Consider the following 23321-nt stretch of genomic DNA (forward strand, 5'->3'; position numbering starts at 1 on the left):
TCTCCAGCATGAATATTATCGGACCAGACAAACTTATTTTTGGCGTTGACGATGTCGCAGCGTGCAAGCAATTTGCCCTTGATTACGGCTTGGTTACCAAAGATGAGCAAAATTATGTCTCTTTAGATGGCACTGGCATTGAAATCTTGCATAAAGACGATGCGTCATTACCCGCCCCTTTACCCAGTGGCTCTATGTTGCGTAAAACGATTTACGGTGTGGCTGACCAAGCTACCGTTGAGGCGATTGCAGCTGAGTTATCCAAAGACAGAGAAGTAAAGACTTTAGCCGATGGCAGCATTGAAGCCCTTGATGACTTAGGTTTTGTATTGGGTTTTCAAGTCACTATCCGTCAAACTCTCGATTTACCAGCAGAGACGATCAATGCGCCAGGTGCGGCTCCGCAGCGAGGTGTGAATCTCACAGGTGTAAGTAAAGACTTTACGGCGAAACCACGCAGTTTGTCGCACGTTGTGTATTTTGTGCCTGATATTGAAAAAGCCGAAGCTTTTTATTCAGAGCGTTTAGGCTTTGTGACAACCGACCGCTTTACGGGTACAGGGCCCTTCATGCGTCCAGCAGGCACCCTTGATCACCATACTTTGTTCTTTTTAAAAACCCCGCCCTTTATGCAAGGTGTTGAGCATTTTACCTTCCATATGAGCGGTCCTACCGAAGTCTCACAAGCTGGGTATGCCTTGGTTGAAAAAGGCTATCAAAGTTTCTGGGGACCGGGTCGTCATATCTTTGGCTCTAATTGGTTTTGGTATTTCAAAAGCCCCTTTGGCTGCAATATTGAATATGACGCAGACATGGACTTACACGATGATAGCTGGGAAGCGCGTGAAGCCTTGCCGGGTGCGGATAATTCGCAAGTGTTTTTATTACAATCTCGCGAAAAATGGGCGCCAGGCGGACCTCCTGGAAAGCCGTAAATATTCATGGGTAAGTTATGGTTAGGCAATGTCAGTGACATTGCCGATGGTCAAGCAAAAGGTTTCGACCCCAATCATTCGGGCAGTGATACCTTTTTTATCGTGCGCCAAGGCAATGAACTGTTTGCCTATGTGGATATTTGCCCGCACTACAACGACACCTCATTACCGTGGAAGCGGCATCACTATCTCGATAGTGCCAGCGATTATATTGTGTGTGCAGCGCACGGTGCTTTGTTTGAAATAAACAATGGCGATTGTGTACAAGGCCCTTGCAAGGGGCAAAAGCTGAGTAAGATCCCATTAGAGGTTTCATCCCAACAAGAAATTTGGATAAGCCTAACAACAATTAAGGAGTTCAATTTATGAACCCAAGCGTAAGTAAAGTATTGGTTATCGGTGGCGGCTTCTCCGGTATGTCAGTGTGCATAGAATTACGAAAATACGGCATCGAAGTTGATTTGGTTGAAATTGATCCAAATTGGCGCGCAGAAGGCGCTGGAATCAGCATTGGTGGCGCGACTTTACGCGCCTTCAAAACCCTCGGTATTCTGGATGAGTACTTAAAAATTGGTAGTGCTCATAGTGGCTTAGATGTTCATGCTCCTCATGGCGTGCATCTAGCCCATATTCCCACCCCGCTGATTGGTGATCCTGATATCCCCAGCTCCGGCGCTATTATGCGTCCGGCGCTTGCCAAGATATTGGCAGAAAAAACCAAAGCCTCTGGCGCTAATGTTCGTCTTGGTATTACCTTTACTGAGATTAAGCAGGGGATAGACGGTGCCGAAGTGACCTTTAGCGACGGCACAATGTACACCTATGATCTGGTTATTGGTGCAGATGGGCTGTACTCACAAGTGCGCAAAACGCAGTTTCCTGAAGCGGCCGAGCCTAAATATGTTGGTCAAGGCGTATGGCGCGCGGTATTGCCTCGCTTGCCTGAAGTCAACAATACCATGATGTGGGTAGGACAACATATTAAAGCCGGATTAAACCCCATGTCGAAAGACCAAATGTATATGTTTGTGACCCAAGACAATGCACCAGGAACGTGGATAAAAGGCGAAGAAGCCTTAGTTAAACTGAAAGACATTATGCAAGCATTCCCTGCTCCAATGTTGCAGCAAGTGGCAGGCATGTTGGATGAGCATTCTTATATTAACTATCGCCCCCTTGAAAACTTATTAGTCCCCACACCATGGTACAAGGGCAGGGTAGTGTTGATAGGTGATACCGTACACGGTACGACACCACATTTGGCTTCTGGCGCCTGTATTGGTATTGAAGACGCCATTGTTTTGGCTGAAGAATTAGCGCATAAACCTTCACTGAATGAAGCGCTAGAAACTTTCCAAAACCGCCGCTGGGAGCGTTGTAGGATGGTCGTCGAAAACTCTGGTCGTTTAGCACAAATCGAAATAGAAGGGGGCGACAAACAAGAGCATATGGGCATTATGCGCGACAGTATGATGGCTTTGGCTCAGCCGATATAAGAGTGGTTTAGTGTTAAAAAAGCTTATGTTGCCTAGCACCAACATAAGCTTTTTATACAATGTACTAAGGTTTTAGTTCAGTCAATGACTGGCCATTGTGTTGATATGGCTTGGCTTCAATCAGAATAAAAATAATTCGGCAGGTTTGGGTAAGGCTAGGGTTACGCCACAAATGTATGGTGCCTTGCTGCACAATAACATCGCCAGTTTTGAGTAATTTGGCAGCGCCACAATCGAGTTCTAATTCTATTTGTCCGTCAATGATAATGCCGTAATCGATACTGTTGGTGCGATGCATCGGAGACGCTTGACCGGGCAAAATATCGCAGACGCGGATCACCGAACCGCCCTGTAAAGTCAGCCCTGCATCGCGCAACATACCATCGCTCTTATCGTTTAAGTTAGCAGGCACCTCTTCGGTGGTCCATAGGGTTAACATTGCGGCATCACCAGAGGGAATGAGTGTTACTTCATGCTGTTGATCATCAATAAAAACCGCTTCACCATAAGCATTGTGGCCCGTCACGACTCTGCGTGTTTTGTTAGTCATTGTTGCCTCTATTTCACCTAGAAAATACTGAACTCTACTAAGGGGACGGGCAAAAGTAACATCTTTTAATCTGATGCTTACTATTGAAAAATCCGTCGCAGTTGGTGACTTTTTGTTCTGTCGTTTTGTTATGTTGTCGTCAAAAATGGGTATCAAACTACGTCTGAGAGCGTGTTGTTCAGGATTAAAAATTTATGAAAAAAGCATTCATTACTGGCGCTGGTGGTTTTATTGGCAGCCACTTAGTTGAATTATTATTATCATCAACCAACTGGCATTTGACCCTATTCGATACTTATTTAGCGAATAGTCTGTATAAGAATAATTCCCGAATCACTTTAATTACAGCAGATTTATGCCAATCTGATGTACTAGCTCAAGCGCTGATTAAACCTTACGATTATGTATTCCATATGGCGGCTTTACCTGGTGGAAGTGCTGAACAAAATCCACAACTCTCTCGCAAAATTAATCTAGACGCCAGTCTGTATCTATTTGATTTACTCGCTCAGCATGGGCATTGTCCACGGCTTGTGTACAGCAGCACGATCGCTGTATTAGGTGCGCCGATGCCTGAGCAGGTAGATGATCTCTCGCCAATTGTACCCGCAATGATTTATGGCACACACAAAGCAATGATTGAGCTGGCGTTAGCGGACTATCATCGACGTGGTAAATTAGATGTAGTGAGTATTAGATTGCCGGGCATTTTAGCCAGACCTATGAGCAGCAACGGATTAAAATCGGCATTTTTAAGTCATGCCTTTCATTTATTATCCGCAGGAAAACACTTCACATCGCCCGTCTCCCCACAGGCAACAATGTGGTTAATGTCGGTGCAACAATGTGCACACAACCTGTTGAGGGCGGCGCAACTGGATAGCCACTTAATGCCGGTAAATCGAGTAGTGACCTTGCCAGCTTTACGTGTTTTGATGCTGGATTTTTTGCACGAAATTGTCAGTCAAACTCAACAACATCAGTCACTGTTAAGTTGGCAGCCGGATGCTCAACTTGAAGCTTTATTTGGCCAGCAACCACCTTTAACAACCACTGCCGCCGATAAAGCAGGCTTTAAACACGATGGTGCATTGCAAACATTAGTCGCGAGGGCTCTTAGTATATGCACTTAAATATTTTGTTTATAAATCCGGCTCGTAGGCGTTAGCCCGTTTTACATTACTATTTAGCTTGTTTAATAAATTTACCAGTACTGCCAATTCATATTCAGACACTTCATTTAGTAATAATTTTTCTCGTTCTAGAGCGACGACGAATACTCGGTCATGTAGGTTTGCTCCTTGGTGAGTGAGTCGAACAAGTGAGGAACGTCCATCTTGCTGATCTTTTACAAAGCTAACATATCCTGAGGCCTGTAGTTGCTTTAAAGCGCGGCTTACCGCAGCTTTATCCAGTCCAATGACCTGACAGATCCGATTGGCTGAGATATCAGATTCTACTTTTAACATGGCTAATACACGCCATTCGATAACACCAATATTGAAATATTTTCGATAACAGTTCGAAGCACCCGCTGAAAGCTTATTAGATAAAGAGGTTACTAAAGCGGGTATGTATTGTTCTAAATCTAATTGCTTTTTAGCTGAATCGTCTTTATTAGGTCGCATCTTTTATCCTGACATTGATTGAGTTTAAAAGCTTACTTGCTGTTGTAGCACATGCAAACACTTTTACCTGATATGGCAAAACCTGAACTACTTAAACTGAACTCTGGTTTAGCCGCGGCTCTCAGTAACGCTCTTTTTGCGCCTAGCGGCGTTGGGTTTTCTCGCAATAGCAAGCTATTGCATACCACACCCCGCCTTGCAACCCACAACAAATTCGTCTCCGAGTGAATATCAACTCGGGGGGGGCCGTTAATCTTTCATATGCAATTGAAATGATAACGACACTTCTTATTCAGACTTCAGATTACTTAAAAGCGCGCAAACGTTAGTTTGAGATGCTTACAGTTAACAAATTATCAACAAACTAGTTGATATATCAACTAGTTTGACGCAATATACACCTATGGCCTTATGCTTAGGTGGAGTAAAAAGTGATGTTAAACCTGCAAATTCGCAGTAAAACCCCAGAAACAGCCAATATTGTAAGTTTTGAATTAGAACGTTCCGATCAGGGGGTGTTACCACCTTATTCTGCAGGTGCGCATATTGATGTACAAATAGCACCGAAAATTGTGCGTCAGTACTCCTTATTACCGCACCCTGATAAAGAACATATTTATAAAATAGCAGTATTAAAAGAGGCGCAATCTAGAGGCGGTTCACAGTTCCTGCATGAGTCGACTCAGGTTGGTGACACACTGACTATTTCTGCGCCAAGAAACCTATTTCCGTTGAATTTAGACAGCCAAAAAGTCCTGCTATTTGCCGGTGGTATCGGTATCACGCCATTATTAAGTATGGCCTATGAGTTAGACCGAGCGGGTATCGACTTTGAGTTGCACTACCATGTCAAGCAGCAAAGTCACATTGCATTTTATCAAGCCTTAAAAGACAGCACTTTTGCAAGCAAGGTGTTTTTCCATTGTGGTTTAAGCCCTACAGAAAAAGAGCAAGTGATTCAACAAGCGTTGAGTACAGCGGCTAACAAGCGCGCATTATATACCTGCGGGCCTAATGGATTTATGGATTATATTTTTGCGACTGCACGTGCTTTGGGATGGCTTGAACAACATATGCATAAGGAGGTGTTCAGTGCAAAACCGCTAGATGACGATAGAAATGACGGTTCGTTTGAGCTTTTCCTAACGCGTTCTAATTTGCAGTTGCATGTGCCTGCAGACAAAAGTGCATTAGAAGTGATTGAAGATGCCGGCGTTGAGATTGACGTGTCCTGCGAACAAGGTATCTGCGGCAGTTGTTTAACAGCTGTGAGCTGTGGCCAAGTTGATCATCGAGACCAATTTTTAAGCGAGGCAGAAAAAGCCTTGCACAATCGTTTTACCCCTTGTTGCTCTCGTGCTTTGAGCCCCTCGTTAACAATAGATCTATAAATACCTGAACCGGAGTCATAATTATGTCTACAAGTCATTTAAGTCCCCAATCTGAACCTGTGTCAAAGGCTTCTGAATTTCCTTTAGATACATGGTATGTCGCTGCTCAAAGTAAAGAGTTAAGCGATAAACCGCTGGCGCGTACACTGTTGAATCAACCGGTCGTACTTTTTCGTACCGCAGATGGTAAGGTCAACGCCTTAGTTGACCGCTGTTGTCATCGTCAACTTCCCTTGTCTTGTGGCACCATAGAAGCGAAGGGGTTGCGCTGCGGATATCATGGCTTACTCTTCGACGGTATTGGTAAATGTATTGAGATCCCAGGACAAGAAAAGATCCCCAGAAAAGCGCAAGTTGGCGCTTTTCATGTGGTTGAGCAAGACGAGCTGGTATGGATATGGTTTGGTGCTGACACCACCAAAGAGCCACTGACGTCACCACCACGTTATCCTTATCATTCTGAACCTGGTTTTGTGTTTGATGGTGACGTTTATCACTATAATGCTCCTTACCAATTGGTGCATGACAATCTACTTGACTTAAGTCATTTAGGTTATGTGCATTTACACACTATAGGCGGAGACGCCAACACTCATATGAATGCACAAATGGATGTGACCACTGAAGGGGATAGTGTAAAGGTAGTCAGATACATGCGTAATTCAACACCACCACCAACCTACACAGCAGCTTATCCATTTAAAGATAAAATCGATCGTTGGCAACAAATTGAATTTTTTGTTTCGCACCTAAGAATTTGGACGGGTGCGGTAGATGTGAATACTGATGCGGTAGATGATCCTAATAGAGGCGGCTTTCATATGCGCGGACTGCATTGCGTTACCCCGGAAACCTCTGAAAGTTGCCATTATTTTTGGACCATGGCCACAAATCCAAGCACTAATATTGAAGAAACCAAAGCTAAAGTAGTAGATCAAACTCGTTTTACCTTTGATGAGGATAAGATAGTGATTGAAGCTCAGTTTAAAAATATGCAGAAATTTGATGATCAAAGCATGATTGATATTCATGTGGACACGGGCGCAAATCAGGCCAGAAGGATCATTAAAAGATTGTGTGAGGGCGAGACTCTTTAATAAATTGCTTAGTTTGTTAGATAAAAGAGCGACTGAGCCTCAACGAGCCGAGCTTACAATATCGGCATGTTGAGGCGCAGGTAAATGTACAAGTCATATGCTAAACCTCTTAACATTGTTTGTTACGATGTGCTTTTATCTTAGCTTTTAACGTTTTCCAACGAGTAGTGGTCTTTTTTGCATCTTGAGCCCCATTCGCCCGTTTATTTACTTCAAATAAATAAGGACTAAAAAATTGTGCAGTTAAGCCTGAGAGGAGCATTGCATCGATTTTTTCACGGGGGTATTGGCTTTCTATTTTATCAACATCTTTCATCGTAAAATCCTTCCTTATGGTTGTTTTGTAATTTTATTACAACATATGGTAAGGGCTTTTTCAGAGAATTCAATGCCTGCTAAGACAGCTGAAATTGTTAAGTTACTAACAATATAGCTATTTTCAGGCGTATTCTGTTACTGTGTTGTTACAAGTTCATGTTTTAAATTACGTTTGAAATTTTGTAATTTAATTACAGTATGTGCACCAAGCCTTAGCAAGGAGTGACTCACATATCATACAGCCCAAGGTTCTTTCGATTTCATTAACAAAAGTTATTTCAAAAAAATTTAAAATAATAATTGAACTGCCAATTATTGTGAGCCAAAGCTAGATAAAACGCTTTTTAGCAAGGGGTTTATGGCAATAAGCTCAGGAATACTCGGTTTCCATCAAGAAAAAAATAACGACTCAAATGGTTTGTTATTCTCCGTTATTTCTGCCACATCAGATTTTATTGTTCTGCTTTGTCCAACACTTAATCATCGATTGCTGCTTTAGTGCAATTTGTGTTGGGCAAGCGTATAACAACACGTTTTTTCGTTTGGTACGCTCTGTGCTTTGCCTAGGTACAGAAAATGGGCTCGTCGCTACAGCAAGGGCCAGATAAAAGCCAGCGAAAGGAAAGATAATGGAACTCATCTACGTAGACGATAGCTTACCCGGTATTAGTCGCAGATTAAAAAACAAGCATTGGCAGTATATTGATCCCATGGGTAAGGTAATTAAAGACAACACACTTATTAGTCGTTTGAATGGTCTAGCGTTTCCACCTGCCTATAAGAACGTGTGGTTTTGCCCTGAAGAAAACGGCCATATTCTTGCCACCGGTTACGACAGTAAGGATCGTAAGCAGTATCGTTATCATCCTATATTTACAGAGCAGCAGGATGCAAAAAAATACCAAGCTTGCAGTGTGTTTGGGCGCAAATTACCTTTGCTCCGAGCTCGCTTAGATGAAGCCCTGCAAGGCGATAGACTCGACTACGAACGCACCTTGGCGGCAGTGGTAAGGTTAATGGATTTAGGCGCAGTGAGGGTAGGGAATGAGCGTAATGTAAAGCGTAATAAAAGTTATGGCGCCACTACACTTAGGGCCCGACATGCAAAGCTGACAGGCAAAACCATTCGCTTAAAATATCGAGCTAAGTCAGGCAAAGAGCGTGAGGTCAATATCAGCGATAGGGTGCTTAGCGCGGTGATAAAAGAGCTACAAGATTTACCGGGGCAACACTTGTTTCAATATATTGAGGACGGCTCCCGTTGCAATGTCAGTTCGACAGACATCAATAACTACATTCAAACAATAATGGGCGATGAATTCAGCGCTAAACATTTCAGAACATGGCGTGGCAGTGTCATTGCTTTTAAACAACTTTACAACGCCAAAGGTGCTTTACGCTTAAACAGTATGTTAGATGAGGTTTCAACGGTATTGGGTAACACACCGACTATTGCGCGAAATTCTTATATTCATCCCGACATTATTGCTTTATGCAAAGAAGCTGAGAACGATCAAGAACATTGGCGTAAACACTTTATATTACCCCGTAAAACCAAATATTTAAGCCGGTATGAGCGGGGTTTATTAGCCTTTTTATGCTAATTGGTCGTTGCGTTTTTACACGGTAACGCTTAGTTATTACACATTGAACTGTGATTAGAGTAATTTTGAACGTGAGCCAAAACGTTTTGCTCTGCTTTTATCACAGCCTTATCAGGGGAAAAGTGTGGTCTCAAGGGCAAACAAGGGGAAAAGTTCATTATTTCCCTCTTTGCTATGAAGATTTGACTGCCGCTGTACTGCCGCGCACGATTAAGTCCGTGGGCAAAAAATAAGGCCGCAATACACTTTCTGGCTCATATTTACCGTCTATTAGATTACACAGCAACTTCATCGCACTAGAGCCTAATTCTTTGGCTGGTTGACGAATAGTGGTTAAGGGGGGCTCACAATATTTAGCAAATTCAATATCGTCAAAGCCCACTACGGAAATATCTTCAGGTATCCTTAAACCCTCGGCTTTTAAGCCTTGGATTATACCGATAGCCATTTTGTCACTCATGCTAAAAATAGCAGTAGGGCGGGGCTGCATGTTGATAAATTCTTTGGCAGCATTAAGACCACTTGTTACTGAAAAGTCACCCTTAATAATGAGCTTGTCAGACAGTGGAATGCCCGCTTTTTGTAATGCGTTTTGATAACCCAGTTTACGGTGAACAGTGGCATGGATAAAATCTAAACCGGTTAAGCAGCCAATATGACGATGACCTAAGGATACTAAGTAGTCAACTAGCTTTTCGGCAGCTTTAACATCGTCTACTGTCACTACCGGTGAGGGATTGTTTTCCACATAATCACAAAGAGTCACAATATTATCGATGCGTGTTCCATTTTTTTTATCTAAACGTTTTTGTACTTTAAAATCTATGATGCCCTCAACAAGCCTGGTTTCTAACATACCGTAACATTTGCTTTCTTCATCTTTAGATTCCAGCGCATCAACCAACAAAACGGTATAACCCTTAATGCGCGCTATTTCCTGAATGCCTTGAATAACATCGAGAAGAAACGGGTTGCCTAATGGCGCCAATACCAAGATCGAGTAGGAGCGGGATTGGGTAAAGTTACGGGCTAATAAATTCGGTTTGTAATTAAGTTGCTCGATGGCCTTCATGACTTTGTCAGTGTTTTTTTTAGACACTTTTTCGGGGGCACTGAAATACCGTGATACCGTTGCTACCGACACGCCAGCGAGTGACGCTACCTCTTTTATATTGGCCATAATTTACTTCATATTAATCGTTCTACCTTTGCATTATACCCATTACCGAAGCGTAATGTAAATTTGTAATCGATTACAAATTTGATGTATCGGTTTCGTGGATAGCTTATATTTAAAATTAACATGGATTTTGTGTTTTCCGTCTATGATATTTTTATTTTTACTTTTTATGTGGTTAATGTATTGATATTAATGGTTATTTATTGATGTAGCAGTAGTGTTAATTTGTTAATCGGGTGTAACTAAGGTGTTTTCATTGTAATAAATAGTTTGAAATAAAAAATGTAATCAATTACATTTTGTTTCGTTGCTAATCGAGAACAGACGAGAACATGCAACGCTACTCGGATTTGAAGTCACGGTACGATGCTGACTTGGGGAATCGATAAAAATGATTATCAGCTGTTGATTGGTTCGAAGTGAAAACTTCAGGGTAGAGCCAATGAAACAACTGATTATTTTGTGAAAGAATAACTATTGGAAAGGTTTATGAATCACCCTAAAAAAACACTATTAAGCACCCTTATCGCAAGCGCTTGTGCCTCTTTTATGGCTGCTACTCCATCGGCTTACGCGCAAGAACCACAATCTGAAACACCTAAAAATTTAGAAGTGATTGTCGTTTCATCAACTCGTACAGGTACCGATTTAGCAAGTACGTCTGCAGCGGTTACGGCCTTGTCTGCCAAAGCCTTGGCTGATTCAGGTATTACTGATCCAACCAATTTACAAGACCAAGCGCCGAATATTTCAATAGATCGGGCAGGTTCAAGTGGTTTGCAAATTACTATTCGTGGTGTGTCGAGTACGGACAACACTGAAAAAGGTGATCCTTCCGCAGCGTTTTTACAAGACGGCGTTTACATCGCCAGACCTCAAGCACAAGAAGTGTCGTTTTTTGATTTAGACCAAGTCGAAATACTACGAGGTCCACAAGGCACCTTGTATGGTCGAAACGCCACAGCCGGTTTGATTAACGTCATCTCTGCTAAACCTACTATTGATGAAATGTACGGTTCTTTTGATGCCACCCTTGGTGATTATGGCCGCCGCCAAGCGACCGCCATGTTAAATGTGCCTATTTCCGATAAAGCTGCTATTCGCGCTGCAATCAATGTAGACAGACGAGATACCTATTTAAATAAACACCCCGAATCTTCCTATGACATTGATCCCGGTAAAGATAATATGTCAGCCCGTCTTAGCGGCTTCTTTGAACTAAGTGATGATGTATCGCTACTCGTTAGAGGTGATTATTCTTCGATTGAGGGCAGTGCGCGCAGTGATGTTAAACTTTCAAACTTTTACGATGTGCTCAATACCTTTCCGCCAGAAAGTGGCAAAGGCGTAAATCCAACTTATATCGCAGACCAAAAAAGTTCTGATGAGTTACGAACGGTGGGTTGGCAGGATACGATGCAACGTACCAACGATAATTCAACATGGGGCGCCATGGCTGAGTTAAATTGGACAATCAATAGCCAGCTTACTATGACCTATCTTGGCTCATACCGTGAGTTTACGCGCAGAGAGGATAACGTAACAGGCTACTTAGGCAGTGTAGTATTGCCTTTTGGTATCATCGATATCAGTAATCCACAATTGTTTCATGGTGACTACGAGCAAAGTTCAAATGAACTTCGTTTTACCTATGTGACTGATTCCATGAACTTGCAAGGTGGTATTTATTCGTTTTCAGAAGAATCAGCGGTTAAGTTTTTAATTTATCAAGGTGAAGAAGGCCAAGACGGGTATATATTTGGTTTTCCTCAAGACCCAACCAAATCGGACTCTGTTGCCATATTTGGCCAAGGTAGCTTTGATTTAAGTGACAAACTTAGTTTAACTGCGGGCGCTCGCTACACCCAAGACGAAAAGTCTCGAGTCGGTGCAGTAGTCAATCACGTGACGCTTGAAGAAGAATTGAATTTTACCTATGACCCAGTGACCAATCCTATTCCAGATTCGTTAAACAATGCCGAAGTTGATTACAATGAACTCACCTGGAAATTAGGCCTAGACTACGATGTTAGCGACGATATTTTACTATACGGCTTAATATCTACTGGCTACAAAGCAGGTGGCTTTAATGATGGTTGCACTGAAGGTATGCAAGATTGTAATAGTCCCTTACCCGAGGAAGCACTTTATTATGATCCAGAAACCTTAACCGCCTATGAACTGGGTTTAAAATTAGACTTGGATAACGGCTTACGAACCTTTATTAACGTGTTTCACTATGATTACCAAGACTTACAGTTAAGTAATGTGTCTGAAATCTGTGGTGGGTCTTGTCAAGTTACTAGTAACGCCGGTAAAGCAGAGGTGGACGGCATTGAACTGGAGTCGCGTTATTACATTACCGCTTACGACAAACTCAATGTGGCCTTAACGTGGCTGAATGCTGAATATACCGATTACCAGCTTAACGATACGATTAATCTAAAGGGCGAAAAATTAAACCGTTCACCGGAATATACCGCCATCGTCAGTTATCAACATATTTTTGAAATGGAAAATGGCGCGGACATCGAGTTTGATATTTCAAGTCGCTGGAGTGATGAATATTCCATTTTATCTACCAGTTCTGTTTCGCAATTTGTGCAACCCTCATTCCATAAAACCGATGTGGCGTTAACCTACCGTGCGCCAGAGCGTGATTGGTATGTACAAGCCTATGTGAAAAACATCGAAGACGAGCTAACCGTATCAAACGCTTCTTTTGGCCCCGCTTTTCCGGGCTTAGCTGATGGTACGCTTACCTTCTCTGACCCGCGCACTGCAGGGGTTCGTTTCGGCTTAGAGTTCTAAGTAAAGTAATTAAAAATTGCTCGCCTATGTCAGGCGAGCTTTTTGCGTTAATGATGAATCAATCGTCGTAATACAAGATAGTGTCTATAAAATTTATTCAGGGTGAGTAACTCAATATGATAAGAAAAATAAAAGCCAATAAACCCAAATCAATTGCTTTTCGAGCAATATGGCTCTCGTTGTTTGTGGCAAGTTCCATGTCCGTGTTACCTGCCTTGGCGACTACCACACCGAAGTTAGGACAGGCCTCATTAGATGAAGTGATTCAAGCCTTGAGTTTGGAAGAAAAAGTCAAACTGGTTCGCGGTACCGGCATGAACATGGGCGACAGCGGCCCAACAGTTGGTCAAACTAAAGATAAGGTGCCAGGTGCAGCAGGTACCACTTACGCTATTCCGCGTTTAGGCATTCCCTCTATTGTACTGGCTGATGGCCCAGCGGGATTGCGTATTGCACCTACTCGTGATGATGACAAAGATCATACCTATTATGCTACCGCGTTTCCTATCGCTAATTTATTAAGTTCAAGCTGGGATCTGTCTCTTGTTGAACAAGTGGGGCAGGCTATTGGTGCAGAATCAAAAGAGTATGGGGTAGATGTGCTGTTGGCCCCTGCGCTGAATATTCATCGCTTTGCTTTAGGCGGTCGAAACTTTGAGTATTATTCAGAAGATCCTTTACTCAGCGGTAAAATGGCGGCTGCCATGGTGCGCGGCGTCCAATCACAAGGGGTGGGCACATCGCTTAAGCATTTTGTAGCCAATAACCATGAGTGGAACCGCAACACTATTGACGTACAACTTGATGAGCGTGCACTGCGTGAAATTTATTTACGGGGTTTTGAAATCGCGGTCAAAGAAAGTCAACCGTGGACAGTCATGTCCTCGTACAACAAAGTTAACGGTGAATACACCTCTGAGAGCGCCTATTTACTGACTGAGGTCTTGCGTGACCAATGGGGCTTTAATGGCGTGGTCATGACTGACTGGTTTGGTGGCAAAGATGCAGGCGAGCAAATGGCAGCGGGCAACGACTTGCTCATGCCGGGCATGGACTATCAAGAAGGTATGATCATCGGTGCCATTAAAAGCGGTAAATTGGATGAAGCAAAACTTGATCGCAATGTAAAAAACATCTTGCAACTGGTGCAGGCTAGCCCCGCATTTAGCCAATATGCCTACAGCAACAAGCCTGATTTAATCAAACACGGCAAACTGTCTAAAACGGTTGCTGAAGAAGGCATGGTGCTATTAAAAAATAATGCTCAAACCTTGCCATTACGCGATAAACAGTCATTGGCTTTGTTTGGTAATCATTCGTTTGATGTGCTCATCGGTGGTACTGGCAGTGGAGATGTTAATGAAGCTTATGTGGTTACGTTAGAAGACGGCTTAAAAGAAGCGGGAATTGAGTTTGAAACCGGACTCGCTTCGGCCTACAAAGCCCATATAAAAACAGAAGACGCTAAACGTCCTGTGTCGAATAACCCTCTCGCAGCCTTTATGCCAAAACCAGCTTTAGTGGAATTCGGCTTAAAACAGGAATTGTTGCACGCATCGGCACAAAAATATTCTGCTGCCCTTGTGACCATTGGTCGTAGTTCGGGTGAGTTTGTTGATCGCCAGCAAAGTGATTTTTATTTAACCGAGCAAGAGCGCGCCATGCTCGACATGGTATCCAGTGCATTTCGTCAACAGGGCAAGCCTGTGGTGGTGATTTTGAATGTAGGTGGCGTTATTGAAATGGCCAGTTGGCAAGACAAAGCCGATGCGATTTTACTGGCCTACCAACCCGGTCAAGAAGCGGGCAATGCCATTGTTGATCTGTTACTGGGCCACACCAATCCATCAGGAAAATTGCCTGATACTTGGCCACTCGATTTACCTGACTATCCCGCCGCGAAAGAGTTTCCCGGTACCGTGCTTGACCCTGAGGCAAAGCCAGAAGGCATGATGCAAACCGTGCCAGCTAAGGTGACTTATGACGATGGCATCATGCTTGGTTATCGCTATTTCAATACTCAAAACGCTGAGGTGGCGTATCCCTTTGGTTTTGGTTTGTCGTATACCGACTTTACGTATTCTGCCATTTCATTAAGTAGTCAGGTATTTAGCGATAAAATTGTGGCGCAAATCACGGTTAAAAATAGCGGTAAGGTGGCAGGTAAAGAAGTGGTGCAAGTCTACGTTTCAGCGCCACAAACTAACTTAGTCAAACCTGAAAGTGAACTCCGCGCGTTTGCCAAAACCACACTGTTACAACCAGGTGAATCCGAAGTACTTAGCTTTGAACTCAGTGCACGAGATCTGAGCTCATTCGATCAAGAGCATAATATGTGGCTGGCACAAAGCGGTGAATACGTGCTTAAAGCAGGTACGTCTTCACGGGAGATTCTGCAAAGCGCCCGCTTTAGTCTACCAAAAGACCTCGCTATCAAACCGTAAACCGCTTGGTTTTTTTAAAGCAGTAGTAATAAAACAAATGCAGATTGGTTGCTATGCCGATCTGCATTTATCATTTTACAGATAGGCCATTAGTTACTAATGGCGCTTGTCTAGGAGAACCACTATGCAACAAATTCGTTCGACTCGTTTCATCATCGTACTTGGCTTGAGCCTCGGTTTATTGGCTTGTGAGGCGAAAGAAGCCAGCGTTGACCCACTCCTTGTGAACACTGAAGCCGGTTTAGTAAAAGGTACATTACTACACGGTGCGGCTCAGTCAGTAAGAGGCTATTTAGGTATTCCCTACGCCCAAGCGCCGGTGGGCGAGCTACGTTGGCAGCCTCCGCAAAAGGTTACACCGTGGCAAGGCATCAAAGATGCCAATCATTTCAGTAATGACTGCATGCAAATTCCTTTTCCAGGTGATGCAGCGCCACTGGGTGAACCGGTCAGTGAAGACTGCTTGTATTTAAATATTTGGGCGCCAAACACCACTGACCAAGACAAATTGCCCGTAATGGTATGGCTGCACGGTGGTGGTTTTGTTAATGGCGGGGCATCACCCTCAGTGTATAACGGACAAGCTTTTGCAGAATCTGGTGTAGTCTTCGTCAGTTTGAATTATCGACTTGGACGATTTGGTTTTTTTGCCCACCCTGCACTTAGTGCAGAAAACCCTGATGGACCCACAGGTAATTATGGTTTTATGGATCAAATTGCCGCTCTTGAGTGGGTAAAAAATAATATCGCTAATTTTGGTGGGGATGCCAACAACGTGACCTTGTTTGGTGAATCGGCAGGTGGACGTTCGGTTAATGTGATGATGCTGTCGCCACAGGCGAAAGGATTGTTTCATAAAGCCATTGTGCAGTCTGGCGGCGGTCGCAGTGAGTCGATTGGTTCAGTGGTGTATTTGGATAAAGAGGGTAAAGGGGCTAAACCCTCTGCCGAGCAAATTGGTGTGGCCTTTGCCACGAGTGTCGGAATAGACAGTGAAGGCCAACAAGCCATGGCTGAGCTGCGTGCTTTACCAGTGGAAAAAGTCTTAAGTGGTTTAAATATGGCCTCGATGAATGTGCCCACTTATAGCGGGCCGATGATCGACGGTAAGGTGGTGCTTGAAGATGACGAAAGTGGTTTTACAGCCGGTCATCAAATGAAAATTCCCTACTTTGTTGGCAGTAACGACTTCGAATGGGGTTTTTTGAAAGACTACAATCCTTATGGCGCACAGATGATTGCTAAAGGCGCGTTGGCGCAAGCCTCTGATCCAAATGCTTTTTTAGCGGCGTACCAGCCCTTTGTTCCTGAACAAAACGGACAGGTTAATATGGCCTTTTTAGGTTCTATGATTTTTGGGGATCGCAGTTTTGTGGAGCCTGCGCGTTTTTTAGCACGCCAAACCAGTAAAGTGGGTCAAGCCACGTGGTTTTATCGCTTCACCTACGTACCGACTAGTTTAGAAGGTAAGGTTGACGGTGCGTATCACGCCAGTGAAATACCCTTTGTTTTTGCAAGCGGCACCACTCGTTATGCCGATGATTGGAGTGAAGCAGATAAACAGGTATCCTTAGTCATGCATAATGCGTGGGTCAATTTTGCGAAGGTGGGTGACCCATCGTTGGCAAATGCCGCCCCGTGGCCTGCATATACTCAGGGCACTGAAAACGTGATTGAATTTAATGTTACAGGAGCGGTGTTGAAACACGACTCACTCGAAAAACGCCTTGACCAAACTACGGCCCTAGTAAAATAGCTAGCAGCGTAAAACTTTGCCTATAGTAAAGCCTGTTTATTTTGTTGATTAACTTCATAATAAGCAGGCCAATAAGCTGATGACCGGCACATTTTATAAGGACTCTCCATGCGCACGTATATCGTCAATTCCCTTTATGCTCTTGTTTTATTGATCAGCTCTAGTAGCTTAGCCGCTGAGCAAGCGCCCTATAAAAATATTCAAGTAGATAATGATCTGCGTCAGTACCGATTGTTTGTACCTGCTTCGTATACAGATAACACGCCCTTGCCTTTGGTGTTGAATTTTCATGGCACCAGCAATACGCCTGACAGGCAAGAAGCATTGTCGGATTTTGAAAAGCTAGCCGAAAAAGAGCGGTTTATTGTGGTGACGCCACTTGCACTATTTACTCGCACAGCAGGTGGCCCTATTACGTGGAATGCAAACAAAAAACAGGGCCCTGATGATGTCAACTTTATCACTTTGCTTCTACATCAATTACAACAAGACTGGGCCATAGATAATAAACGTATTTATGCCACTGGTTTTTCTGGTGGGGCGAGAATGAGCAGTCGATTAGGCTGTGATTTAGCCGATAGAATCGCCGCCATTGCGCCTGTTGCAGGGCTGCGTTTTCCAACAGATTGTCAGCCCTCTCGCCCTGTACCGATTATGACCTTCCATGGTGAAAAAGACGGCATTAATCATTTTATTCTTCGTGAAGATTCACCGGTGTACTGGACGATGGGCGTCGAAGACGCTTTAGCTGGCTGGATCAAACGTAATCAGTGCAAAGCACCCGTGCAAACAGCTCTATCATCGTCTTTAACAGAGTTTGCCTATCAAGGATGTAGTCACCACGCAGATATTGTTTTTTATCGCTCCACTGAAGCGGGTCATACTTGGCCGGGCAGCCCGATGGCCGAACAAATGTTGCGCTTTGGATTAGGCAAAACCGAGGAAAGCTTGGCTGCGACAGACCTAATTTGGCAGTTTTTTAAAGCGCATCCCTTACCGTAGAACGGTAGTTAAATATTCAAACTAGAGGTAATAAAAAAAGCTGATGAGGTTAAGCTCATCAGCTTTTTTTTAGCGCCAAAATAGTCTTAATTGGCGCTCAGGTGAATGAAGAATTTAGTGACTCACTAGACCTTTTGCCCCTTTTAATCTGCTTGCTGCAATTGCAGCGCCAACCAGTGACAGCCCTGCAATCAACATTAACACTGCTTCTAAGCTACCCATCTTATTTTGCAAGGCTGCGACAGCGATAGGCGCGGCAAACTGTCCAAAAAAGAAAACGCCGGTCCACAGACCGGTGCCACGGCCACGAACGTTGTCAGGCAACAAACTTAAAATCCATGTCAACATGGTGGGTAACAACATACCACAGCCAAAACACGCTACGAACAAAGAAGCAGATGTGACTAGAAGCGAGATAGACAGGCTTGCACCGACATAGCCCAAGGTGGCCAGTAGCAAGCCAATGCAAACGAGTTTGGGTCCAGATGCTCCTTTGAGCTTACTAAAGGTTACTGAGCCTAAGGCGACCCCAATATTGGCTGCTGCACCAATACCACCGATAACAGCAGGTGACACGTCGCCGACTAATTGTAATATCACGCCTAGCTTCACAATAATGGTATAAAAAATTAAACCGACAAATAAGGTAGTAAATAACAACGGCAATACGGTTTTAATCGGAAATTTAGCTGAATGACTGACAGCAGTACGCAGATGTTTCACCGGTTCAAATAATACGATGGCACACAATAAAGCGATAGGTAGGGCCAGTAAGTAAAGTAAGAATGGGCCGCGAGAACCCAGTACTTCACCTAATAAACCACCAACGGCAATTAATATAATCGCACTTAAACTGACGCTGGCGATTTGAATAGCAATCCAACGTTCACGGGCTTTACCTTGGAAATAGTCTCCAATCAATGCGGTCGCTACTGTCATGATCACGGCTTCAGCTATACCTAACACCACGCGGGTCATGATGATGTGTGGTAATTCAGTTAAAAAGAAGGGGACCAAACCAATTACTGCATAAATAATCAACGACATTATCAGCAGCGATTTTCTTCCGGTTTTGTCTGACAGTAAGCCAGCAATGGGAGAAAAAAGGGCAACACAAAGTGCAGGGATGGTCATGGCAATTGGTACTAAAAATTCTACGCCCTCTACACTAGCAAATTCTTGTGTGAGTAATGGAAGCACAGGTACCAAAGAAATAATCGCCATAGCTGGCATCACAGCGGCAAGGGTCAAGATGACTCCATGTCTTGTTTGCGCTGTTTGGCTGGTGTTAAGCGGATTGCTATTCATTTATTGTTATCCAAGTTTTTTGCTTAAGGTTGAAACCGTTTTGACTAACGTGATCAGCACTGACTGTTTATTTGCCTTTAAAATGGGGCGATGCGTCGCGTTGAGCACAGGAAGACAATGCTTGTAAAAATAATGTAATAACTTTGTACGGATTGATAGTGGATTAATCTGATTTGAACTATCTGAAAAAACGATACATAAAGGGTAGTCTCATCATTTTTTCAATTGTATAGGGCGTCAAAGTAACAAGTGGTTCGTATCTAACGCACAGCCACTTTCTGGTAATTCAGCCTGTAAATAACGATTACTTCGCTAGGGGGGCGATATGAATCTACTCAAACATGCTTAAATTCAAAAATTAACTCTACCCACTGAATTTTTGACAGCTCTATTTTCTGAGAAGCTCGAGCTGCACTGTATGTTCGATAGGGTATAGCTTTTACCATTATCACTGACGACTAAATGAAAGCGGAGTAAGCAACTATCTTAAAAATCGCTAGCTCATATCTATAAAATCGATTATCTAGATGGTTGGGTAGTGTTTATAGTTAATAATATGTTGCAAATGTGTTGTTTACATGTGCGGTTGATGTTGCAGAAGTTTAAACGTTTATATGAGCAGTAACGTGAGTTATTACACATGATCGAACAAAGGTTTAACTCTCAACAAAACTGTAATTTAACCAAGTACTTTAGTAGGTATAAGATGAAAAAATTATCGTTAATTATTCCAGTATTGAGTGTATCAGCGCTGCCATTGATGGCGTGGGCGCAGTCTGCTGAACCAGAAACAGAGCAGGATGACTTTGAAAAAATCACCGTTACCGCACAGCGAAAGTCAGAATCTTTGCAAGACGCCGCGATCCCTATTAATGCCGCTTCAGGTAGTCGCTTGGAGAAAATGGGTGTATCAAATGCCGAGGGCCTAAATAAGGTATCTCCAGCCTTGACTGTGTCATCGGGCGGTGGTGCGAATACTGCCTACTTTATTCGTGGCGTAGGTAATTTTACCAACAATGGTTATACCAACCCTGCTGTGTCATTTAACATTGACGGAGTGTATATCGGACGTCCCTCATCTACCATTTCTTCTTTTCTTGATCTTGACCGAGTAGAAGTACTAAAAGGGCCACAAGGTACCTTATATGGTCGAAACTCTACTGGTGGGGCGATTAACGTCGTATCAAAAGCGCCTGTACTTTACGAAAATAGCGGTCGTATTAAACTTGAAGTGGGTAATTATTCTGCTTACAACTTAACCGCTGTAGGTAATTTTGAAGTTACTGATGATTCAGCCTTACGCCTTGCTGGTGTCATTTCAAAACGCGATGGTTTTTTCGAAGATGGCACGTCAGATGCTGATGATACCGCTTTGCGAGCATCCTATTTTATTATTGCAAGTGATGATTTAACATTCAGGATAACCGCTGATTATTCAACTCAAAAAGGGGCTGGCGCAGGTATTCAGTATAACGGCCACTATGGTTTTGCCGCGTTCCAACCTGATTTACCTGTACCAAACTGGGTATGGAGACCTGCTCCAGATGCATTATCTGGAAGTTTCACAGGTTTACACGGTGAAGGTGTGGGTGAATACATCGCTCAAAATGTAGCCAGCGCTCCTGGATTTATGCCCTATGACGGCTTTGTTTATCCTACTCGTGATGACTCTTATTGGGGAGTTAATGCGGAAATTAACTATGACCTTGGTTGGTCAGAATTAACCATAATCCCAGCGCACCGAGTTTCTAAGCTTGATAATGCGTTTAACGGCCCTCCCTTTAAAGCGGCAATTAACCAAGACGAAGCGAAACAAACCAGCATTGAAGCTCGTCTTTCTGGCGGTGATGACACCTTAGAATGGATACTGGGCGCTTTGTATTTTGATGAAACGGTTTCGGGTGTCAATGCCTACAACCAGTTCTCTACTGTTACCCATAATGACTGGCAAAGTGATGTTCAATCTTCGTCATTGTTTGCTCGTGCAACTTATAGCCTAACAGAAGATCTAAGACTGGTAGCAGGTTTAAGATTTACTGATGACACCTATGAAATAAATGCAACGCAAACTGCGTCGGCAATCGTTTGTTTAGAGCATCCAGAAGGGAGAGCGCCTTTCTGTCCGCAAATTCCGAGTATGCCGGTCGCCTTAACCTTAGCAGATACTTTGGGCATGATTGACCCAGCGTTGTTCCCAACGGGCTCTCCGCTTAATGCAGATGGCAGTATTACACCAGGGGCTCGTCCTTTTGGTCCAATCAATTACTTTGCTCCGGTTCAATTTGGCCCCGGTGCCATCTTTGCTATCACTCCAGGCATGACCTCGGAGAAAGATAGCGACAGCCAAATGACCTATCGTGCCGCAGTTGAATATGACGTGACCGATAAAAATTTGCTGTATACCAGTTATGAATCTGGTTTCCGTGCCGGAGGTTTTAACCTTGCTGAGGGCCGTGAGTTTTATGCACCGGAATATATTGATGCCTACACCATAGGCTCAAAAAACCGCTTCTTTAGTAACAAACTTGAGCTTAATTTAGAAGCGTTTTACTGGGAATATAAAGATCAGCAACTCGCCGCCCTAGGACTTGATACAAACGGTAATAATGCGTTTTATACACGAAACGTAGGTGCTTCATCCATCAAAGGCATAGAAGCGGATTTCCAATACGCCCTTGCCAGCAGTACCTTACTGCGCGGTGGTGTGCAGTTACTTAACGCGGTGTATGATAGTTATGAATACACTCAAGTTGATTTATCTGATGCGGGAATTGATCCACCTAACTTTTTAACCCCAGTAAATACTTGTCAAAATACCCAAGGTATCTTTGTTGGCGATAATCTAGTTGCTTATGACCCGGCCCTTGACGTGGAAGGCGCTAAGCGTGGTTTTACCATTGATTGTTCTGGCAAAGACGCAATAAACGCACCTGATTTAACAGTAAGCTTAGGTTTGCAACATACTATCGAATTCACTGATTTTGCGTTAATTGGTAATATGGATGCTCGTTATCGTGGTGAGCGTGAACTTGGTTTTAACTATATACCTGGTGGTCGCGCTGATAGTGACGTCACAATTGATGCAGCACTTACCTTGGTGTCAAATGACGGGTATTGGACCGTTAACGCCTTTGTACGTAACTTGACCAACGAAACGATTGCTGCAACTTATCAGTTGGGTTCTGGCAACATTTCTGGAGCAGCTTATGAACCGCCTCGCACTTTCGGTGTAAGTGTTAATTACGAGTTTTAAGCGTATTAAAGCCTATAAGAGCCCAGCATAGCTTTACTGGGCTTTTTAATTTGAATGTAGTCGATTTCAGTGTTTACTCAATCTTTAACAGACCTCACATCACAACAGTAAGGTTTGAGTCAAGGCTACATCGAGATATCAGTAATAGAGGAATAACTAAGTGAAATTAATAAAAAATATTGCAAGTCTGTTCGTCAGCCTTAGTTTTGTTGGCTGTGTTATGGCAGGCGGCGCAGAAAATAGCAAAAATGAATGGATCACCTTAGGCACAATGGCCGGCCCTATTCCGAATGCAACGCACTCTCAACCTTCAAATGCCTTGTTGGTTAATGGTAAAACGTATTTAGTCGATGCCGGTGACGGCACCGCAGGACAGCTAGCTAAAGCGGGTTCGAATATTAAACATGTTGATGCAATTTTTTTAAGCCACCTTCATTTTGACCACACTGGCGGCCTACCTGCTATTTTAAGTTTACGCTGGCAAACTGAAACTAAAAGTGAATTAACTATTTACGGGCCTCCGGGCACAAAACAAACCGTAGATGGGA

Annotated in this window: 18 protein-coding genes; 13 read left to right on the forward strand and 5 right to left on the reverse strand. The window is 43.4% G+C overall.

What is annotated here, in order from left to right:
* Positions 1-8: 8 nt before the first annotated feature.
* The 3 genes from NWQ57_RS01875 to NWQ57_RS01885 are packed head-to-tail and all read left to right on the forward strand — an operon-like array spanning position 9 to position 2431.
* Positions 9-935, forward strand: coding sequence for a VOC family protein (locus NWQ57_RS01875; protein WP_306020265.1), 927 nt, complete (start codon positions 9-11; stop codon positions 933-935).
* Between the two features lie 6 nt (positions 936-941).
* Positions 942-1304 carry a Rieske 2Fe-2S domain-containing protein gene (locus tag NWQ57_RS01880; RefSeq protein ID WP_306020267.1) on the forward strand — a complete coding sequence of 121 codons (363 nt, stop codon included), beginning with the start codon at positions 942-944 and terminating at the stop codon, positions 1302-1304.
* The gene (locus tag NWQ57_RS01885) at positions 1301-2431 is read left to right on the forward strand and encodes an FAD-dependent oxidoreductase (RefSeq protein ID WP_306020268.1); all 1131 of its coding nucleotides are present in this window, start codon (positions 1301-1303) and stop codon (positions 2429-2431) included. The genes NWQ57_RS01880 and NWQ57_RS01885 overlap by 4 nt, the downstream gene beginning before the upstream one ends.
* Positions 2432-2495: 64 nt before the next feature.
* On the opposite strand, the gene NWQ57_RS01890 is transcribed toward NWQ57_RS01885, so the two are convergent.
* The gene (locus tag NWQ57_RS01890; RefSeq protein ID WP_306020270.1) at positions 2496-2981 is read right to left on the reverse strand and encodes a cupin domain-containing protein; all 486 of its coding nucleotides are present in this window, start codon (positions 2979-2981) and stop codon (positions 2496-2498) included.
* A 194-nt stretch (positions 2982-3175) separates the two neighbouring features.
* Between NWQ57_RS01890 and NWQ57_RS01895 the strand changes: the two genes are divergently transcribed.
* Positions 3176-4114 carry an NAD-dependent epimerase/dehydratase family protein gene (locus NWQ57_RS01895; RefSeq protein WP_306020271.1) on the forward strand — a complete coding sequence of 313 codons (939 nt, stop codon included), beginning with the start codon at positions 3176-3178 and terminating at the stop codon, positions 4112-4114.
* A gap of 9 nt (positions 4115-4123) precedes the next feature.
* On the opposite strand, the gene NWQ57_RS01900 is transcribed toward NWQ57_RS01895, so the two are convergent.
* Positions 4124-4609, reverse strand: coding sequence for a MarR family winged helix-turn-helix transcriptional regulator (locus tag NWQ57_RS01900; RefSeq protein ID WP_306020272.1), 486 nt, complete (start codon positions 4607-4609; stop codon positions 4124-4126).
* Positions 4610-5043: 434 nt separating this feature from the next.
* On the opposite strand from NWQ57_RS01900, the gene NWQ57_RS01905 reads away from it, so the two are divergent.
* Together NWQ57_RS01905 and NWQ57_RS01910 are read left to right on the forward strand one after the other, a co-directional pair.
* A complete protein-coding gene (locus tag NWQ57_RS01905; RefSeq protein ID WP_306020273.1) occupies positions 5044-6000 on the forward strand; it encodes a PDR/VanB family oxidoreductase in 957 nt (318 codons plus the stop codon).
* Between the two features lie 23 nt (positions 6001-6023).
* The gene (locus NWQ57_RS01910) at positions 6024-7097 is read left to right on the forward strand and encodes an aromatic ring-hydroxylating dioxygenase subunit alpha (protein WP_306020274.1); all 1074 of its coding nucleotides are present in this window, start codon (positions 6024-6026) and stop codon (positions 7095-7097) included.
* Positions 7098-7206: 109 nt separating this feature from the next.
* Here NWQ57_RS01910 and NWQ57_RS01915 read toward each other — a convergent pair whose 3' ends face one another.
* Positions 7207-7413, reverse strand: coding sequence for a hypothetical protein (locus NWQ57_RS01915; protein WP_306020275.1), 207 nt, complete (start codon positions 7411-7413; stop codon positions 7207-7209).
* A 631-nt stretch (positions 7414-8044) separates the two neighbouring features.
* Between NWQ57_RS01915 and NWQ57_RS01920 the strand changes: the two genes are divergently transcribed.
* Positions 8045-9019 (forward strand): DNA topoisomerase IB, encoded by a 975-nt coding sequence (locus NWQ57_RS01920; protein WP_306020276.1) that lies wholly within the window; start codon positions 8045-8047, stop codon positions 9017-9019.
* A 172-nt stretch (positions 9020-9191) separates the two neighbouring features.
* Here the strand turns inward: NWQ57_RS01920 and NWQ57_RS01925 are convergent, their stop codons facing one another.
* Positions 9192-10199: a LacI family DNA-binding transcriptional regulator gene (locus tag NWQ57_RS01925; RefSeq protein ID WP_306020277.1), complete on the reverse strand. Its 1008-nt coding sequence runs from the start codon at positions 10197-10199 to the stop codon at positions 9192-9194.
* Between the two features lie 489 nt (positions 10200-10688).
* Between NWQ57_RS01925 and NWQ57_RS01930 the strand changes: the two genes are divergently transcribed.
* The 4 genes from NWQ57_RS01930 (at position 10689) to NWQ57_RS01945 (ending at position 18212) form a co-directional block, all read left to right on the forward strand.
* Positions 10689-13010, forward strand: a complete 2322-nt coding sequence (locus NWQ57_RS01930; protein WP_306020278.1) for a TonB-dependent receptor — start codon at positions 10689-10691, stop codon at positions 13008-13010.
* Positions 13011-13126: 116 nt separating this feature from the next.
* Positions 13127-15454 carry a glycoside hydrolase family 3 C-terminal domain-containing protein gene (locus NWQ57_RS01935; RefSeq protein WP_306020279.1) on the forward strand — a complete coding sequence of 776 codons (2328 nt, stop codon included), beginning with the start codon at positions 13127-13129 and terminating at the stop codon, positions 15452-15454.
* A 124-nt stretch (positions 15455-15578) separates the two neighbouring features.
* Positions 15579-17210, forward strand: coding sequence for a carboxylesterase/lipase family protein (locus tag NWQ57_RS01940; protein WP_306020280.1), 1632 nt, complete (start codon positions 15579-15581; stop codon positions 17208-17210).
* Positions 17211-17318: 108 nt separating this feature from the next.
* The gene (locus NWQ57_RS01945; RefSeq protein WP_306020281.1) at positions 17319-18212 is read left to right on the forward strand and encodes a PHB depolymerase family esterase; all 894 of its coding nucleotides are present in this window, start codon (positions 17319-17321) and stop codon (positions 18210-18212) included.
* Positions 18213-18326: 114 nt separating this feature from the next.
* Here NWQ57_RS01945 and NWQ57_RS01950 read toward each other — a convergent pair whose 3' ends face one another.
* A complete protein-coding gene (locus NWQ57_RS01950; protein ID WP_306020283.1) occupies positions 18327-19520 on the reverse strand; it encodes an MFS transporter in 1194 nt (397 codons plus the stop codon).
* Positions 19521-20226: 706 nt separating this feature from the next.
* Between NWQ57_RS01950 and NWQ57_RS01955 the strand changes: the two genes are divergently transcribed.
* The gene (locus NWQ57_RS01955) at positions 20227-22773 is read left to right on the forward strand and encodes a TonB-dependent receptor (RefSeq protein ID WP_306020285.1); all 2547 of its coding nucleotides are present in this window, start codon (positions 20227-20229) and stop codon (positions 22771-22773) included.
* A 160-nt stretch (positions 22774-22933) separates the two neighbouring features.
* Positions 22934-23321 (forward strand): MBL fold metallo-hydrolase (locus NWQ57_RS01960; RefSeq protein WP_306020287.1); only part of this gene is annotated, 388 nt, incomplete at its 3' end.

Source organism: Paraglaciecola sp. (genome assembly GCF_030730205.1).
GTDB lineage: Bacteria > Pseudomonadota > Gammaproteobacteria > Enterobacterales > Alteromonadaceae > Paraglaciecola.

What these genes read in the sequence shown, in the direction of transcription:
- NWQ57_RS01885 (WP_306020268.1), top strand. Translation starts at nt 1,301, where the DNA reads ATGAACCCAAGCGTAAGTAAAGTATTGGTTATCGGTGGCGGCTTCTCC.
- NWQ57_RS01925 (WP_306020277.1), bottom strand. Translation starts at nt 10,199, where the DNA reads ATGGCCAATATAAAAGAGGTAGCGTCACTCGCTGGCGTGTCGGTAGCA.
- NWQ57_RS01950 (WP_306020283.1), bottom strand. Translation starts at nt 19,520, where the DNA reads ATGAATAGCAATCCGCTTAACACCAGCCAAACAGCGCAAACAAGACAT.
- NWQ57_RS01920 (WP_306020276.1), top strand. Translation starts at nt 8,045, where the DNA reads ATGGAACTCATCTACGTAGACGATAGCTTACCCGGTATTAGTCGCAGA.
- NWQ57_RS01890 (WP_306020270.1), bottom strand. Translation starts at nt 2,981, where the DNA reads ATGACTAACAAAACACGCAGAGTCGTGACGGGCCACAATGCTTATGGT.
- NWQ57_RS01955 (WP_306020285.1), top strand. Translation starts at nt 20,227, where the DNA reads ATGAAAAAATTATCGTTAATTATTCCAGTATTGAGTGTATCAGCGCTG.
- NWQ57_RS01875 (WP_306020265.1), top strand. Translation starts at nt 9, where the DNA reads ATGAATATTATCGGACCAGACAAACTTATTTTTGGCGTTGACGATGTC.
- NWQ57_RS01905 (WP_306020273.1), top strand. Translation starts at nt 5,044, where the DNA reads ATGTTAAACCTGCAAATTCGCAGTAAAACCCCAGAAACAGCCAATATT.
- NWQ57_RS01935 (WP_306020279.1), top strand. Translation starts at nt 13,127, where the DNA reads ATGATAAGAAAAATAAAAGCCAATAAACCCAAATCAATTGCTTTTCGA.
- NWQ57_RS01880 (WP_306020267.1), top strand. Translation starts at nt 942, where the DNA reads ATGGGTAAGTTATGGTTAGGCAATGTCAGTGACATTGCCGATGGTCAA.
- NWQ57_RS01930 (WP_306020278.1), top strand. Translation starts at nt 10,689, where the DNA reads ATGAATCACCCTAAAAAAACACTATTAAGCACCCTTATCGCAAGCGCT.
- NWQ57_RS01910 (WP_306020274.1), top strand. Translation starts at nt 6,024, where the DNA reads ATGTCTACAAGTCATTTAAGTCCCCAATCTGAACCTGTGTCAAAGGCT.
- NWQ57_RS01945 (WP_306020281.1), top strand. Translation starts at nt 17,319, where the DNA reads ATGCGCACGTATATCGTCAATTCCCTTTATGCTCTTGTTTTATTGATC.
- NWQ57_RS01895 (WP_306020271.1), top strand. Translation starts at nt 3,176, where the DNA reads ATGAAAAAAGCATTCATTACTGGCGCTGGTGGTTTTATTGGCAGCCAC.
- NWQ57_RS01940 (WP_306020280.1), top strand. Translation starts at nt 15,579, where the DNA reads ATGCAACAAATTCGTTCGACTCGTTTCATCATCGTACTTGGCTTGAGC.
- NWQ57_RS01900 (WP_306020272.1), bottom strand. Translation starts at nt 4,609, where the DNA reads ATGCGACCTAATAAAGACGATTCAGCTAAAAAGCAATTAGATTTAGAA.
- NWQ57_RS01915 (WP_306020275.1), bottom strand. Translation starts at nt 7,413, where the DNA reads ATGAAAGATGTTGATAAAATAGAAAGCCAATACCCCCGTGAAAAAATC.